Here is a 17,850-nt window from a genome sequence, read left to right as displayed (position 1 = left end):
GAGACATGCCGTATGCGTAACGTATCCTTCCATGACACGCTGGAGCAGTTCACCGACATCATAGCCGGAATTACGAAAATCAAAAAAAGCGAGCTCGACCCTCATGAAAATTTAATCGAACTTGGCATCGATTCAATGATCTATACGAAAATCCATGCTGCGGTTGTCCGGCAATTCGGAGTCGATATTCCGTACTCGAAGCTGTACGGAGAGCTGACGGATATGAACAAAATTGCGCTTTATCTCGCAACGGTTTCGAAGGATCAGCCGTCCGAACGGGTTGAAACGGACGATTCGCCCGAGACTCCGGCGCTGCAGGAAATTGCCGTGACCGCTCCCGCCCGGGCTCAGGCCGCCCATTCGGTTGAAGAGGAAGCGGCGATGCGAAGACGCAACCGGATGAAGCGGCTCTTGGTCGAAGCGGCGGCGGAGCCGGAAACGGAAAACCGCGCTTTTCTATTATCCAAAGAGCAAGTAAACATATTGGGACAATGCGAGATTGCTGGGGGAAGCTCGGCTTTCAACGAAGCGTTGGCGTTCCGGATCAACGGGAGCCTCGACCTGAACGTCCTGCAGCAAAGCTGGGATCAGCTGGTGGAGCGGCACGAGGCTCTCAGGACGGTTGTCGATCCCGAGCGCCGGACGCAAACGGTACGGAGCGGGATACGGGTTCAGATCGAAGCGCTAGACGCTGCCGGACAGGATGCCGCGGTGATGCTGGACGCTTTTGCGGAAAAACCGTTTCGGCTGACCGAACCGCTGTTTCGGGCGGCGCTCATTCGGGAGACGGAGAAGCAAGCGATTTTTGCTTTTGTCGTCCATCACCTCATTGCCGACGGCTGGTCGATCGGGGTTCTATACCATGAGCTGGCCGAAATTTACAACAGTCACTGTACGGGGCGTGAGCCGGAGCTGGAGCCTGCATGGCCGTTCAGCAGCTATTTGCGGGTGAAGGACGCGGAGGGGCTGATCGAAGCGCGGCCATTTCCGGCCGGGACCGGCGTCCCGCAAACGGACAATTTCGTCGATCTATCGACGGATTTCTCGGCCAAGCCAAAGCGGTTTACTGGCGCCAGATTCGAGGTGAGAGAAAGCAAGGATACGCTGCGGCTGCTGAGAAAAGCGTCGGCGCAATGCGGCACAAGCCTGTTTCATACGATGGCTTCCTTATTTGCCGCCTTCTTAAGCAAGGTGACGCAAAACCGGCGGACGACCTTCGGAGTCCCTTTTGCAGGGCAGCATATCGTCGGGGTCGAATCGCTGGTAGGCAATTGCGTCGAGATGATCGGCGTCTGTCTGGAGGTCGAAGAGACGGATTCGCTGGAACGTCTTGCGGGCAAAGCGAGGCGTTATTTTGAAGAGTTGGAAGCGGCACATTATTTCGATCCTGCACATGCGGAACAGAGCTATAATGTCGTCTTTAACATGGTTCGGGGCTTTACGGGTCAAGCCTTCCATGGCACGGAAACGGACTATGTGCCGGTCGGCATCGCCGAGAGCAAGTACGATTTGTTCGTCACTTTGTTTGAATTTGGAAATGAGCTAATTATAAGATTTGATTATAATACGGGGATCTTATCGGAAGATACGGCGAAGCGGTGGGCGGCGTATTTTCAGCAATGGATGCGAATCCGGATCGCCGAGGAGACCCGGCCGGTTGCCGAAATCAATATCGTTCCCGGCGAAGAAGTGCAGCGCATTCTTGCCTTCTATTCGACCTTGAAGCCAGAGGACGTCGAGCGAAAGCTGGGAATCAACGCTGCCGATTACGGGATTGCGCAGCACGAAGATGCGAGAGTGTTCGTGTTGGACCGGGAAATGCAGCTTGCGGGGCTGGGGATCGTGGGCGACATTTATATCGGCCCAAGCGACATTGAAATTTACAATACGAATTTGCGCGGAAGATGGCTTGAGCATGGAGAGCTGCAGGTGTTGGGCGAGGAAGCGAAGCTGCTCCGCATCAAGGGAAGACTTGCTAGTCTTCATGTAATCGAGGAGCGCTTAAGAAGCCATGCACTCATTGCCGAAGCGGCATGCGACTATGACGAAGCGCGTTCCGGGCTGACAGCGTACGTCACCGCCGTCGAGTCGTTGACGGATGCAAGCGCCATCGCCGCCGAACTCAGGAAAGAGCTGCCTCCCTATATGATTCCGGACGTCTTCCTTCAGGTGGACGATATTCGCACCAGAGCGAACGCGCAGGCCGTGGCCTATAAGGAACAGTTCACCGAAACGGAGCGGCAGTTGCGCCGTCTCTGGGCGGACATCTTGCATGTGCAGTCGGTTGCAGCGGAAGACGACTTCTTCCAGCTGGGCGGAAATTCGTTGAAGGCGATGAAGCTCCTCGCAGCCTTGCAAAAGCAGTTCGACAAGAAGCTCCAGCTCAGGAGTTTGTTCGAGCGGCCGACGATCCGGCATCTTTCCTCGCTGCTGGATGCCGCGTCGGTGGAGGAGCGGCAGGAGCGAACCATCCCGCCTGTGGAGCCGTGCGAGCATTATCCGGCATCGTCCGCCCAAAAAAGGCTGTACGCTCTTCATCAACTGCATCCGGAAAGCTTGAATTACAATGTATCCAGCGCGATTGAAATCGAAGGACGTCTGGACATCGCGTCGCTAGAGAAAGCGGTCCTTCAAGTGATCGCGAGACATGAAGCGCTGAGAACGTATTTTGAAGAAGCGGACGGGACGGTCGTTCAAAGGATCGTTCGCAACCTCAGCCTTCCGATGCCGTACGACGAAAAGCCGGAAGGGATCGAAGCAAGCCGTTATCTGGAAGAGCAAGCCCAGCAGTTCATACAACCCTTTGATTTGAGCCGGCTTCCGCTGCTGCGCGTGAAATTGTTCAAGCTGGAAGATACGAAGCATGTGCTGCTGCTGGATACGCACCACATTGTGTTTGACGGAGCAAGCGCGGTCCTGTTCGCGCAAGGACTGCTGGCCGCCTATGACGGTCTGGAGCTGGCTCCGCCCCGCATTCAGTACAAAGACTACGTTTTATGGAGCCAACGGCACCGGTCCGAAGAAGAGACCCGCAAGCAGGAGCAATTCTGGATGGGCGTGTTCGCGGATCGTATCCCGGTTTTGCAGCTTCCGACGGATTTCAATCGCCCGGTCCGGCAAACGTTTCGCGGAAGCCACCTTTCGTTTCCGCTCGAGGACCGCATCGGGCGGCAAATCGACGAATGGTGCAAAGCGAATCACTTTACCCCCTATATGTTTTTTCTCGCAGCGCTTTATGTGCTGCTGTCCAAATACGCCGCACAAGACGATATTGTCATCGGAACAGCGGTCGAAGGCCGAAATCATGCGGATGCGGACCCGCTGCTCGGAATGTTCGTCAACACCGTTCCGATGCGCCATGCACCGGTTCCCGCCAAGACGTTCGTTCAATTTCTCACCGATGTGAAGGACCATGCGTTAAGCGTCCTTGAGCATGCCGATTACCCGTTCGAAGAGCTGGTCAATCTGCTCAACGTTCCCCGAGATATAAGCCGTAATCCGCTGTTTGATGCGCTGTTTACGTTTCACAACAATCAAAGGCTGACATTTCAAGGCGAGAACCTCCGGTTAAGCTGTCATGAGCTCAAGACGGGCAGCTCGAAGGTCGATTTGTTTTTTGAAGTGCGGCATGAGGGGCAGTACCGATGCGGCATCGAGTTCAATACCGATTTGTTTAAGCCGGAAACGGTCGAGCGGATGGCTGTTCATTGGCTGAAGCTTATGGAAAATATCCTAAATCGGCCCGAGCAGCGCCTGTACGAGCTGGAAATGATCGGCGAGGACGAAAGGCACGAATTATTGTACGGGCTGAATGATACGAAAGCGGCGTATCCCGCGGACAAAACGATTCATCAATTGTTCGAGGAGCAGGCGGAGCGCACGCCGGAACAGATCGCTGTCGTTTATGAGGGCTGTTCACTCACTTACAAGCAGCTCAACGAACGATCCAACCAACTCGCCGCCTGGCTGCGGGAGCAAGGAGTCCAAGCGGAAACGATCGTAGGGGTCATGGTGGAGCGGTCTGTCGAGATGATCGTAGCTATGCTGGGCACGCTGAAGGCAGGCGGCGCTTATTTGCCTATCGATACGAAGCTGCCCAAGGACAGAATCGACTACATGATCAAGGACTCGCAGCTCGGCGTGTTGATTACCTCCGGCGGGTTGGCTCAGGACGCCGATTTTACCGGAACCCGGGTAGACGTTTTGGATGAGCGCATTTATCACGGGCCAGCAGGTCCGCTCCATTCCGTCAATCACAGCCGTCATCTGGCGTATATCATCTACACTTCCGGGACGACCGGCCAGCCTAAAGGCGTGATGGTCGAGCATAACAATGTGGTCCGGCTTCTATTTAACGACAAGATGCCGTTTGATTTTACGGAAAACGACGTTTGGACGATGTTCCATTCGAACTGCTTCGATTTTTCCGTTTGGGAAATGTATGGCGCTTTGTTGCACGGAGGCAAATTGGTTGTGGTACCGGAGGCTGTAACGACAGATTTCGAAAGCTATTTGGCCTTGCTGAAACACGAACACGTGACGGTGCTTAATCAAACGCCGTCCGCCTTTTATAACTTGATGAATCTCGAAATCCAGGATAGCGGCCGGAAGCTGAGCTTACGGTATGTCATCTTCGGCGGGGAAGCCCTGAAACCGAAAATGTTGAAGCCGTGGAAACAGAAATACCCGGATACGCGACTGATCAACATGTACGGCATCACCGAAACGACGGTTCATGTCACGTACAAGGAAATCGGGATGCAGGAAATCGCCAGCGGGATCAGCAATATCGGCAAAGCGATCCCGACGCTGTCCACCTACGTGATGGACGAGCATTTGAACATTCAGCCGTTCGGCGTTCCTGGCGAGCTGTACGTAGGCGGCGACGGGGTGACACGGGGGTATTTAAACCGCGAAGAGCTGACGCAGCAGCGTTTTTTGCGCCATCCGCATAAGGAGCACGAGCGGATTTACCGGTCGGGCGATTGGGTCCGGCTGCTGCCCGGCGGAGAGATGGAATATTTGGGCCGGATCGACCATCAGGTGAAAATCAGAGGCTACCGCATCGAGCTCGGGGAGATTGAAAATCGGCTGCTCGGCCATGCCCTTATCGAAGATGCCGTTGTGCTGGCGAAGGAGGACAATCAGCAGCAGTCTTATTTATGCGCTTATATCGTCTGCCGCGAAGAAGTCGATAAGACGGAACTCCAAACCTTTTTAAAAGGAAGCTTGCCCGATTATATGATTCCGGCTTTTTTTATCCGGCTGGAACAGTTTCCGCTGACGAGCAATGGGAAGGTCGACCGAAAAAGGCTGCCGGAGCCCGACATTGGCAGTCTGCTCGCGACCGGATATGAAGCCCCGCACAATGAGCTGCAAGCCAAGCTGGCGGCCATCTGGGAAGCGGCGTTAGGCGTGTCGAGAGTAGGGATCGATGACAACTTCTTCGACCTGGGAGGGCATTCGTTAAAAGCGACTGCGGTAACGAGCGAGATTCACAAGGCGTTTCAGGTCAAAATTCCGCTAAAAGAGCTGTTTCAGCATCCGACGATCCGCGAAATTGCCGGCTATATCGAGCGAAGCGGCGAGAACGGTTATGAGCCTATCGAGCCGTGCGGGGAGAAGGAAGCGTACGAAACGTCCTCTGCGCAGAAACGGCTGTATGCCGTCCAGCAGCGTGATCCCCGGAGCATTGCGTATAATATGCCGGGCATGTTCGAGCTGGGAGAAGAGGCCGACCAAGGCCGCATCGAGCAGGCGCTTCAAGAGTTAGTGCGCAGGCATGGAGCGTTAAGAACCTCGTTCGAGACGGCGGATGGCGAAGTCGTTCAGAAAATCGCCCGCGCTGTCCCGTTTCAACTGGAAGTTCGGCAGGGGAGTGAAGCCGATTTGGCCGGGATTGCGAGCCGCTTTATCCGGCCGTTCGAGCTGGACAAAGCTCCGCTGTTCCGTGCGGAATTTGTCAACACCCCGGGGAGCCGTTACTTGCTGATCGATATGCACCATATCATTTCGGACGGCCTGTCTATACGGACGTTCATCGACGAATTGGCCATGCTGTACGACGGAGCCGTCTTGGAGCCGCTGCGTATCCAATATCCGGATTTTGCCGTCTGGCATAACCGTTACCTGCAATCGGAAGACGTGAAGAAGCAGGAGCAATACTGGGTGAATCAATTCCAGGACGGCGTTCAGGTGCTGCAGCTGCCATACGATTTTGCCCGTCCCGCACTGCAGAGCTTCGAAGGAAATACGATCAGCCTCACCGTGGATGAACCCGTGACGAAACGACTGCGCGGGTTCGCGAAGGAACGGGAATGCACCCTGCAGATGGTTCTGCTGTCCGCCTTCTACATCTTGTTGTCCAAGTACAGCGGACAGGACGATATCGTCGTGGGCGTACCGGTCTCCGGGCGGTCCCGTGCAGAGCTTCGATCCGTCATGGGGATGTTTGTGAATACGCTGGCGCTCAGAAACCGTCCTCGCGGAGATCAATCGTATCTTGCGTTTTTGGACGATGTGAAGGAGAACTCGCTGAAGGCTTACGAAAATGACAGCTATCCGCTGGAACGGCTGCTGGAAAAGCTGAATATCGTCAGGGATATTAGCCGAAATCCGTTGTTTGACGTCTTGTTCGACATGTATAGCGTGGAAGCCCCGGACGGGACGAAGCGAGAAGCGAACGGATTTGCGCTGGAACTGAAAGGCATTCCGAGCCATATTTCCAAATTCGATATCAACTTACATGTTATGGAAAAAAATGATGCCTTGACGCTGAGCTTCGAGTACTGCACGAAGCTGTTTCGAGAGCAAACGATCGAAAAAATGGCGCAGCATTTTATCGAGATTTTAAACGGGATCGGCCGCCATGGTGATCAAAAAATTTCGGAAATCGAGATGCTCGGCCGGGAAGAGCTGCATACGCTCCTTCATCGTTTCAGTGGCACGAACGCGAATTATCGGAAAGAGATGGTCCACGAATTATTCGAGGAGCAGGCTGCCAGGACGCCAGATCGGATCGCCGTGATTGCCGATGAACGGCAGCTCACTTACCGGGAATTGAATGCTAGAGCGAATCAGCTGGCGCACCGGCTGAAATCGCTGGGAATCGGAGCGGATACGCTGGTCGGCGTCTGCTTGGGACGCAGCCCGGAGCTGGTCACGAGCCTGTTGGCCGTGCTCAAAGCCGGCGGCGCTTATGTGCTTCTGGACCCGGCGCTGCCGAAGGAGCGGCTCGGCATGATGGCGGAGCGCGCCGGATTAAAGGCGCTGGTGACCAAGCTGGCATGGGCGGAAGGCTTGGCGGCCCGGCCGGACATGGCGGTTGTGTGTCTGGATGACGAAGCGGCGGGGCTGGACAACGAGCCGGAGCATAACCCGCACGGCGAGGCCTGCGCTGAGCACCGGATGTATGTGATCTATACGTCAGGATCGACGGGAATGCCGAAAGGAGCGAGCGTCTACCGGTCCGGCTTCGCAAACCTGATCCAGTGGTATATCAACGAGTTCGGAATGACGGAAGCTGATCGGATGCTGCTCATCTCGTCGCCGAGCTTCGACCTTACGCAGAAGAACATTTTCGCTCCGCTCGTCACCGGAGGACAACTGGTGCTGCTGCCGACGGGTCCTTACGATGCGCGTGAAGTGGCAAAACTGGTCGAGCGGCACGGGATTACGCTGCTGAACGGGACGCCAAGCGCCTTTTATCCGCTGTTGGACGAAACGGCGTCAGCGGGCTACAGGCCGCTGGGCACGCTGCGGCACGTCTTTCTCGGCGGGGAGCCGATTGCGGCGGACAAGCTTGTGCTCTGGACGGCGTCGGACGCTTGCCGGGCCGAGGTGGTCAATACGTACGGTCCCACGGAGTGTACGGATGTCACGGTCTACAGCCGTCTGACGAATATGCCGTCTCTTGCAGGAAAGCCGGTGCCCATTGGCCGGCCGGTGGCAGGCACGCGCGTGTATATCTTGAACCGGGAGCTAGGCTTGGTGCCGACAGGCTTGCCGGGCGAGCTGTGCATTGCCGGTGTGCAGGTCGGCGGCGGTTATATCGGCGACGCGGAGCTGACCGCGAGCAGCTTCGTGGCGAATCCGTACGCGGAGGAAGCGACACCGGTATTGTATCGTACGGGGGATTTGGCGCGGTTTTTACCCGACGGGACGATCGAATATTTGGGGCGGATCGACCACCAGGTCAAGCTGCGAGGCTATCGCATCGAGCCGGGCGAAATCGAAGCTGCGTTGCGGGAGAGCGGCGGCGTGAAGGATGCGTTCGTCATGGCGAGGGAGGATCAGCCGGGGAATCCGCAGCTTGTGGCCTACGTGGTGCCGGAAGATGCAGCGGAGGAAGCGGCGAGCGCAGGCAATAGCCTTTCTGCGCTGTGGCGCAACGAATTGCGGCGCAAGCTGCCGGACTATATGGTGCCGTCGGCTATCATCGTCATGGAGGAGCTGCCGTTGTCGCCCAACGGCAAAATCGACCGCAAAGCGCTGCCGGCGCCGGATATCCAAGCGCTGACCGCGAGCGAATACGAGGCTCCGCGCAACGATATCGAAGCGAAGCTGGCCGAAATTTGCAGCGAGGTGCTGGGGGTAAGCCAGGTCGGCATCAACGCGAATTTCTTCGATCTCGGAGGCGACTCCATCAAGGCGATCCGCATTACCTCCAAATTGCAAAAGTACGGCTATACTTTGGAAATCAAAGATATTTTCGACGACGGAACGCTAAAAAGCATCGGGTGCAAAATCAAAAGCAGCGAAACCGACATCAATCAAGCCCCTGTTGAAGGTGAAGCGGTGTTTATTCCGATTCAAAGGATGTTTTTCGAACGGAATCTGACCAATAGGCACCACTGGAATCAGGCGGCCATGATCTTCCGAAAGGAGCGGTTTCAAGAAGACATCGTACGACAGGTGTTCCGTCACATCGTACGGCATCACGACGCATTAAGGATGGTTTACCGTCAAGAGGGCGATGGCATCGTCCAGTATAATCGTGGGGTTCAAGCGGACGAGGCGCTGGTTGCGTTCGAGCTGTTTGATTATACCGGTTGCGACGGCTGCGAAGAAGAAATGAAACTTCGCTGCAGCGAGCTGCAAAGCGGGTTGGATTTGGCGAAGGGGCCGCTGGTTCAGCTAGGTCTGTTCCGGACGGACGAAGGCGATCACCTGCTTATCGCGATTCACCATCTCGTTGTGGACGGGGTATCCTGGAGAATTTTGTTCGAAGACTTTGCTTTGGGCTACCGGCAGGCGCTGGGCGGAGAGGCCGTCCAATTTCAAGATAAAACGAACTCGTTCCGGGAATGGGGCGCCTATTTGCAAAAACAGCTTGAGAGCGACGAGCTGCAAGCGGAGTTTGCGTATTGGGATGCGATTGAAAAAGCCGAGATTAAGCCCCTTCCGGCAGATCAGGCGATTGGCGGGGAGTACAATAAAATCAAATATGCGCAGGACATCGCCGTCGAGTTCAGCATGGAAGAAACCGAGGATCTGCTAAGAAATGTCAATAAAGCCTACAACACGGAAATCAACGACATTTTGTTGACGGCCTTGGGACTGACGGTACGGGAATGGACTTCGGAAGAACGGGTACTTATTAATCTGGAGGGTCACGGCAGAGTCAAGCTGGCGGGCGATATCAACGTCAACCGGACCGTAGGATGGTTTACGGCCCAGTATCCCTTGCTGTTGACGATGACAGACGCAGCGCTATCCGATGCCGTCAAGCGGGTCAAAGAAACGCTCCGGCATGTGCCGAACAAAGGGATCGGCTATGGCATTCTCAAGTATATGAACCATACGCGGGTATGGCCTTCGCGGGAACCGGAAATCAGCTTTAATTATTTGGGGCAGTTCGACGGCGAGCTGAACACCGATATGTTCGAGTGGTCGCCTCTATCCTGCGGGGACAGCAAGAGTTTGGAAGGAGAGCGAATTAGCGAGATCGACATCAATGGGATGATCACCGGACAGCGGCTGGCCTTTACGATCTCCTACAATGCCAAGAAGTATCGCGAAAGCACGATGGCCGAAGTAGGGGCGAGCTTCAGGAAGCACCTGCTGGCGATTATCGACCACTGCAAAAGCCGGGAAACGGCCGAAACGACGCCTTCCGATTTTTCGGACCCTGCCTTGACTTTGGAAGAGTTGGAATGCTTGAAGCAGAAGTACGAAGCCGATAACCGCTTCCGCATTGCCGATATTTATCCGCTGACCCCGATGCAGGAGGGCATGCTGTTCCATGCGTTATTGGACCGGGAGTCCGCCGCCTATTTCGAGCAAAATACTTATATGGCCCATGGACATCTCGACATGGAGCTGATGAGGAAAAGCTTCAACAAGCTGATCGAACGGTACGAACTTTTAAGGACGGTCATCGTCTATCGTCATTTGGATCGGCCCAGACAAGTCGTGCTGGCGGAGCGGCAAGCGAATGTGTATTTCGAAGACGTAACGCATCTGAACGAGGCGGCCCGGCAGGCCTGCGTCGAGCAGTTTGAACGGTCGGATCGGGCGAACTTGTTTGAATTGAGCGAGGACTTGTTGATCCGGCTGTCCGTTTTAAAGCTTGGCGACCGGCAATATAAAGTGATCTGGAGCTCGCACCATATTCTGGCGGACGGTTGGAGCCTTTGGGTGCTCATGAAAGATTTCTTCGAGCTGTACGCCAAGCTCAAAAACAACGAGCCACTGGACGCTCCGGAACCGAAACGGTATGTCGAGTACATTCACTGGCTGCAGCGGCAAAATCAAGAAGAGGCCCGGGCGTATTGGGAGCGCCGCTTGGAGGAGTACGAGGCCGTTGCAAAATTACCAGATTCCGCGAAAGCGGCTGCCGGAGAATACGTCTTGGGCCGGCTGGAGTTCCGGATCGACAAGACGCGAAGCGAGCGGCTCAGGATGCTGGCCCAACGCACGCAGACGACGATCAATACGGTCATCCAAGCCGTATGGGGCCTTTTGCTTCAGAAGGTTAATCATACTTCGGATGTCGTCTTCGGCGCCGTCGTATCCGGCCGGAATGCGGGAATCGGCGGAATTGACGAGTTGGTCGGCTTGTTGATCAATACGATCCCCGTGCGTGTGAGCTGCGGGCCGGACAGCCGGTTTATCGACGTTTTGAAGGAACTGCAGCAGCAATCGCTCGAATCCGCGCGGTACGATTATTATCCGCTTGCGGACATTCAAGCCCTGACCGCCTTAAAGGATAAGCTCATTCATAACAAAATTACGTTCCAAAACTATTACGTGGACGAACATTTCATCGGTTTTGATTTCAAGGAGCGATTGGGCTACAGCGTGCAGGATTTCGACGGATACGAGCAGACCAGCTTTGATTTTAACGTGAAGGTCGTGCCGAACGAAGAATTGGAGATCACATTTTCTTACAACGAATTGCTGTATGATCGGGAGAGCGTAGCCGGCGTCAAGCGTCATTTTGAGCAAATGATTGAAGTCGTCGCTGCGAACGAGCACATTCCGGTCTCGCAGATCGAGATGATCACGGCGGAAGAAAAGCACCGGATTTTGCACGACTTTAACGATACGAAGGCGGACTACTTGGGCCAGGGCGGCACGATGGTGGAGCTGTTCGAGGCCCAGGCGGAAAGAAGGCCGGACCATCCCGCGGTTGTATGCGGAGACCGGCAGCTTACCTATCGGGAACTGAACAAGCAATCCAACCGGCTCGCCCGCGCGCTGCGGAGCCGGGGCGTGGGTGCGGACATGATCGTCGGACTGCTGGCGGAGCCGTCGCTGGAGCTGGCCGTCGGTCTTCTCGGCATTCTGAAATCGGGCGGCGCATATCTGCCGATCGATCCGGGCCAGCCGCAGGAACGGATTGGGTATATGCTTGACGATGCGGCCGTCCGGATTATTGTGACCGCCGGAGTTGCCGAATTGGAAAAGGTCGATTTCCACGGCGAAGTGATCGATTTTAGCGATGCCGTGCTGTGGGCGGGCGAAGGCGATGGCAGCAATCTCGTACCTGTCCATACGGGCGACAGCCTGGCCTACGTCATCTATACATCGGGCACGACAGGCAAGTCGAAAGGAGTCATGATTACCCATTCGAATCTGGCCAATTACTGCCATGCGATGCTGGAGGAAGCTTCGGTCACGGATGAAGACGCGACGGCGCTGCTGTCCTCGTATGCGTTCGACTTGGGCTATACGTCGGTATATACTGCCTTGACCGGCGGCATTACGCTGCATCTGCTGCCGGAGGATACGTACAAGGAGCCGAACGCGCTCGTCCGGTATATCGGGGAACATTGCACGTATTTGAAAATGACGCCGTCGCTGTTCCAGCTTCTGCTGCAAGGAGAAGGCGTGGAGCAGATGGTCGAAACGAGCCGCCTTCGGCTGATCATCCTTGGCGGAGAGCCGTTCAACGTCAAGGATATCGAGCGGTTTTACCGGATGGACCGGCAGCGCCGGGTTCGCCTGATGAACCATTACGGACCGACGGAAAGCACGGTCGGCTGCGTGACGGCGCCGATTCCCCGGGACGGGCTGGAGTCGTTCACCGGTGTGATCGGCAAACCGCTGCCCAATGTCAGGGTGGTTATCGTGGACCGACAGGGTCATCTTGCGCCGGTCGGGGTGCCGGGCGAGCTGTGCGTCGCCGGTGCCGGACTCGCAAGAGGTTACTTGAACCGGCCGGAATTAAGCGCGGAGAAGTTTACGGACAATCCGTTCGAGCCCGGGGAGCGTCTGTACCGGACCGGGGACTTGGCGAAGTGGCGTCCGGACGGACAAATCGAATTTATCGGCCGGACCGACAACCAGGTGAAGATCCGGGGCTTCCGGATCGAGCCGGGAGAGATCGAGGCGAAGCTGCTCGGCCTTCCGGGTGTCAAGGAAGCCGTCGTCATCGCCCGCGAGAACCGGCATCACGAGAAGGTTTTGGCGGCGTATCTCGTAGGAGATGGCTGCGCCGAACTGGCCGATATCCGCAGCGCCTTGAAAGAAAGCCTGCCGCATTACATGGTGCCGACGTATTTTACGCTGCTGGAGCGGATGCCGCTGACGAGCAACGGCAAGATTGACCGGCGCGCGCTGCCGGAGCCGTCTTTCGGCGGAGGTTCAGTGGATGACTACGAAGCGCCGAGAACCGAGGCGGAGGCGAAGCTGGCCGAGGTGTGGCGCGAGGTATTGGGCGTGGAGCGGGTCGGCATCCGCGACAACTTCTTCGACCTGGGCGGCCATTCGTTAAAAGCGACCGTACTGGTCAGCAAAATCCATAAACGGCTGAACGTCGAGGTGCCGTTGAAGGAAGTGTTCCGCAGTCCGACGCTCGAAGCGATGGGCAGGTACGTCGAGAACAGCGGGCAAACCCTCTACACCTCGATTGAACCGTGCGCACCGCAGCCGTTTTACGAAACGTCTTCCGCCCAAAAACGGATGTACCTGATCCAGCAGCTGGAGAAGGGCATCGTCTACAACATGCCGGCCATCTGCGAAGTCGAGGGGAACATCGACCCCGGCCGCATCGAAGCGGCATTCCGGGCGCTGGTGAAAAGACACGAATCGCTGCGCACCTCCTTCGAAAGCTTGAACGGCAGCATCGTTCAGCGAATCGAGACGGAGCTTGCGTTTGCGCTTGAGCGAAGAGCAGCGAGTGACGAAGACGCGGACGCGGGGTTTGAAGCTTTTGTCCGTCCGTTCGACTTGGGGAAAGCCCCTTTGTTCCGGGCAGCACTCGTTCCGAGGCGGGGCAAAACGTATTTGTGGGTCGATATGCATCACATCATCAGCGACGGGGTATCCATGCGGCTGTTGATGAAGCAGTTGATCGAGCTGTACAACGGTAAGCCGTTGGAGCCGCTTCGCATTCAATACAAAGATTTTGCGGTTTGGCAAAACAAGTTTTTGCAATCGGAGGCGATGAGGCGGCAGGAGGCTTACTGGGTGAACCGGTTCGAGGGCGACATCCCGGTATTGAACTTGCCGTACGATGACGAACGACCTGTCATGCAAAGCTTCGAAGGGAGTGTCCTGAGCTTTGCTATGGACGAAGCGTTGACGGAAGGGCTGCGCAAGCTGGCCCGTGAAACCGGCAGCACCTTGCATATGGTTCTGCTGTCCGCCTTCCATATTCTGCTGTCGAAGTACAGCGGACAGGAAGATATTGTGATCGGAAGCCCGGTCGCCGGAAGACCCCACGCCGATCTGCAGACCATCGTGGGGATGTTCGTCAACACGCTGGCGCTGCGGAATCGGGCTTCGGGAGAAAAGCGCTACAGCGAGTTTTTAAAGGAGGTCAAAGAAAACGCGCTCCATGCCTATGAGAACCAGAGCTACCAGTTCGAGGAGCTTCTGGATAAGGTGCGCGTGAAGCGGGACACGGGCCGCAATCCGCTGTTCGATGTGATGTTCAATATGAGCTATGCGGATGGGGAATGGCTGGCCGCTTCTCCGGAGCTCACGCTGAAGCTCGTCCCCACCGGCAGCAGCATCTCCAAGTTCGATCTAACGCTTCATGCGGTGGAGAACGAGAAGACGATCCGGTATACGATCGAATACTGCACCAAGCTGTTCCGCGCGGAGACGATCGACCGGATCGGCCGGAATTACTCGCACGTTTTGAACCGCCTGTGCCTTGACCCCGAGACAGCGATTTCTGCGATCGAAGTCGTAACCGAGGACGAAAAGCGGCAGCTGACGGAGCAATTCAACGCGACGCAAATGGAGTATCCGCGGGAGAAGACGCTGCCGCAATTGTTCGAGGCGCAGGCCGAAGCGCAGCCGGACCGGATCGCGGCCGTATTCGGGGACCGGTCCTTCACGTACCGGGAGCTGAATGTCAGAGCCAACCAGCTAGCTCGCGTGCTGCGTAGCTACGGGGTCGGGCCGGATACAATCGTCGGCCTCATGGTCGGACGGTCGCTGGAGATGCTTGTCGGCATTCTCGGTATCCTGAAGGCGGGCGGCGCTTACCTGCCGATCGATCCGACCCATCCGGGAGAACGGATCGCGTATATGCTGGAGGATGCGAAGATCGGACTGCTGGCGACGTCCCGCGAACTGGGCGATAGTCTGGCATTCGGCGGGACGGTGCTGGATATGACGGACGAGGCGCTTTACCGGGGAGATGCCGGCAACTTGGAGGCTGCGAATACGTGTCGCGATTTGGCGTATGTGCTGTATACCTCCGGCTCCACGGGCAACCCGAAAGGCGTCATGGTGGAGCACCGGCAGGTGAACAATTTTATTCACGCCATCGTGAGCGAAACGGAGCTGAACCGCTGCGCAAGCATCCTGTGCCTGACCACGATCTCCTTCGACATTTTCGGTCTGGAGACGCTGGTGCCGTTGACGCACGGGATGAAAGTCGTCGTGGCTGGCGATGAAGAAGGCGGCGACGGGACGAAGCTGGCTGCCTTGATCGAGCGGCACGGCATCGACGCGATGCAGAGCACGCCGTCTCGGCTCAAGATGCTGCTGGAGCATTCGGCGTTCGGGCGCGCCTTGGGCGGGCTGAGCAAGCTTCTGGTCGGAGGCGAGGAGCTGCCTGCGGCGCTGTGGCAGCGGATTCGAGCTTACGGTGAAAAGCTTCAAGTGTACAACGTGTACGGCCCGACGGAAACGACGATCTGGTCCACGGCGAAGCGCATGCAGGGCGAAGCGGTCGGACTGACCATCGGGAAGCCGATCGGCAACACGCAGATTTACATCGTGGATGCCCATCATCAGCTCGTTCCGATCGGCGTGCCGGGACAATTGTGCATCGCGGGCGACGGCGTAGCCCGGGGCTACTTCAACCGGCCGGAGCTGACGGCCGAGAAGTTCGTGGACAATCCGCACGCGCCCGGAACGCGGATGTACAAAACGGGCGATCTGGCCCGCTGGCTGCCGCACGGGGAGATCGAATTTTTGGGCCGGATCGACAATCAAGTCAAGATCCGCGGCTACCGCATCGAGCTGGGCGAGATCGAGAACCGGCTGGTCCGTCACCCGTCGGTCAAGGAAGCGGTGGTGACCGCCCGGGCCGACGAACAGCAGCAAACCTATTTGTGCGCATACGTCGTCGCTCGGGAAGGCGGCGAAACCGATAAAGCGCAGCTCAAGCAGCACTTGAAGGAAAGCCTGCCGGAGTACATGATCCCGCCCTATTTCGTCCGGCTGGACAGCATTCCGCTGACGAGCAACGGCAAGGTCGACCGGAAAGCGCTGCCTGCGCCGGACCGGAGCGGACTGATCGTAAGCGACTACGAAGCCCCGCACAGCGTCGTTCAGGAAGCGCTGGCGGACATCTGGCGCGGCGTGCTGGGTGTCGGAAAGATCGGCATCCACGACAACTTCTTCGACCTTGGCGGCCACTCGCTGAAAGCGACGTTGGTCATGGGCGAAATCCATAAGCGGCTGCACGTCGAAGTGCCGCTGCGGGAGCTGTTCCGCTACCCGACGATCCAAGAGCTCGGCGCTTATATCGAAGGCAGCGAAGCCCGGGCGTACGAGGCGATCGAGCCGTGCGGAGAGCAGGCTTGGTACGAGGCATCGTCTGCGCAGAAGCGGATGTACGCGGTGCAGCAGCTCGACAAGCGGAGCACGGCTTATAACATGCCCGGCGTGTTCGAGCTGGAGGGCGAAGCGGACGCGGCGCGGATCGAGGCGGCGCTGAAGCGGCTCGTGCAGCGACACGAGGCGCTGCGCATCTCGTTCCTGACGGTGGACGGGGACATTGTGCAAAGGATCGAGCGCGACCCTGCGTTCACGTTGGCGGTCAGACCAGGCAGCAGCATGGATATTCAGACGATTGCCGCAGAGTTCGTGCGCGCGTTCGAGCTGGAGAGCGCGCCGCTTTTCCGGGCGGAGCTAGTCGTGAACGCAGGGGAAACGTACCTGCTGATCGACATGCACCATATTGTTTCGGACGGCGTGTCGATGAGCATTTTGGTCAAGGAGTTTGTCCGGCTGTACAACGGGGAGAGCCTGGAGCCGCTGCGCATCCAGTACAAGGATTTCGCGGCATGGCACAACAAGCGGCTGCGCTCGGGCGAGCTGGAGCGGCAGGAAGCGTATTGGATGGGTCAATTCGAGGACGGGGCGCCGCTGCTTACGCTTCCGTACGATTACGAAAGACCGGCCGTGCAGAGCTTTGAGGGCGGGAAGCTGCACTTCGCGCTCGACGAGGAAGCATCCCGGGGGCTGCAAGCGATCGCCAGGGAGCACGCAGCGACGATGCCGATGGTGCTGCTGTCGGTCTTCACGATTCTGCTGTCGAAGTACAGCGGGCAGGAGGACATCGTCGTCGGGATGCCGGCCGCCGGTCGGCCGCATGCGGATCTGCAGTCGATGGTGGGGATGTTCGCGAGCACGCTGGCGTTGCGGAACCGGCCGGAAGGCGGGAAGTCGTACGGCGCATTCCTGCAGGAGATCAAGGACGGCTTGCTCCGCGCCCACGATCATCAGAGCTACCCGCTGGAGGCATTGATCGAGAAAGCGAATATCCGAAGAGAACCGGGAAGAAACCCGTTGTTCGATGTCATGTTCGACATGTCCGGTCTGGAACAAACGGCGGCCATTGCCTTAGACGGACTGACGCTAAAGCAAACCGGGATCGAAAGCCAAATTTCGAAATTCGATCTGACTTTGAAAGCGGCGGAAACCCCGACCGGGATCGGGCTGACGCTGGAATACGCTTCTACGCTGTTCAAGCGGGAGACGATAGAACGGGCTGAGGAGCATATCCGGTTAATCGTGACGGAGATCGTGCAGAATCCGGAAATCGCGCTCAAGCATATCAGCTTGTTCAATCAAGCCGAGGAAGCCAAGCTATCGGCCATCGAGGACGAGGTCAACCAATTGCGAAACACCGCGTTTCAGTTTTAATCTTGCTGCCTT

General features: G+C 57.0%; 1 protein-coding gene. It reads left to right on the top strand.

What is annotated here, in order from left to right; all coding sequences use genetic code 11:
- Positions 1 to 12 precede the first annotated feature (12 nt).
- Complete coding sequence (locus QJ48_RS02850) at positions 13 to 17,838, top strand: non-ribosomal peptide synthetase (protein ID WP_054972151.1); 17,826 nt, start codon at positions 13 to 15, stop codon at positions 17,836 to 17,838.
- The last annotated feature ends 12 nt before the right edge of the window (positions 17,839 to 17,850 follow it).

This window comes from Paenibacillus sp. A3, assembly GCF_001399685.1.
Lineage (GTDB): Bacteria > Bacillota > Bacilli > Paenibacillales > NBRC-103111 > Paenibacillus_G.
This window is presented reverse-complemented; position numbering and strand designations above follow the sequence as displayed.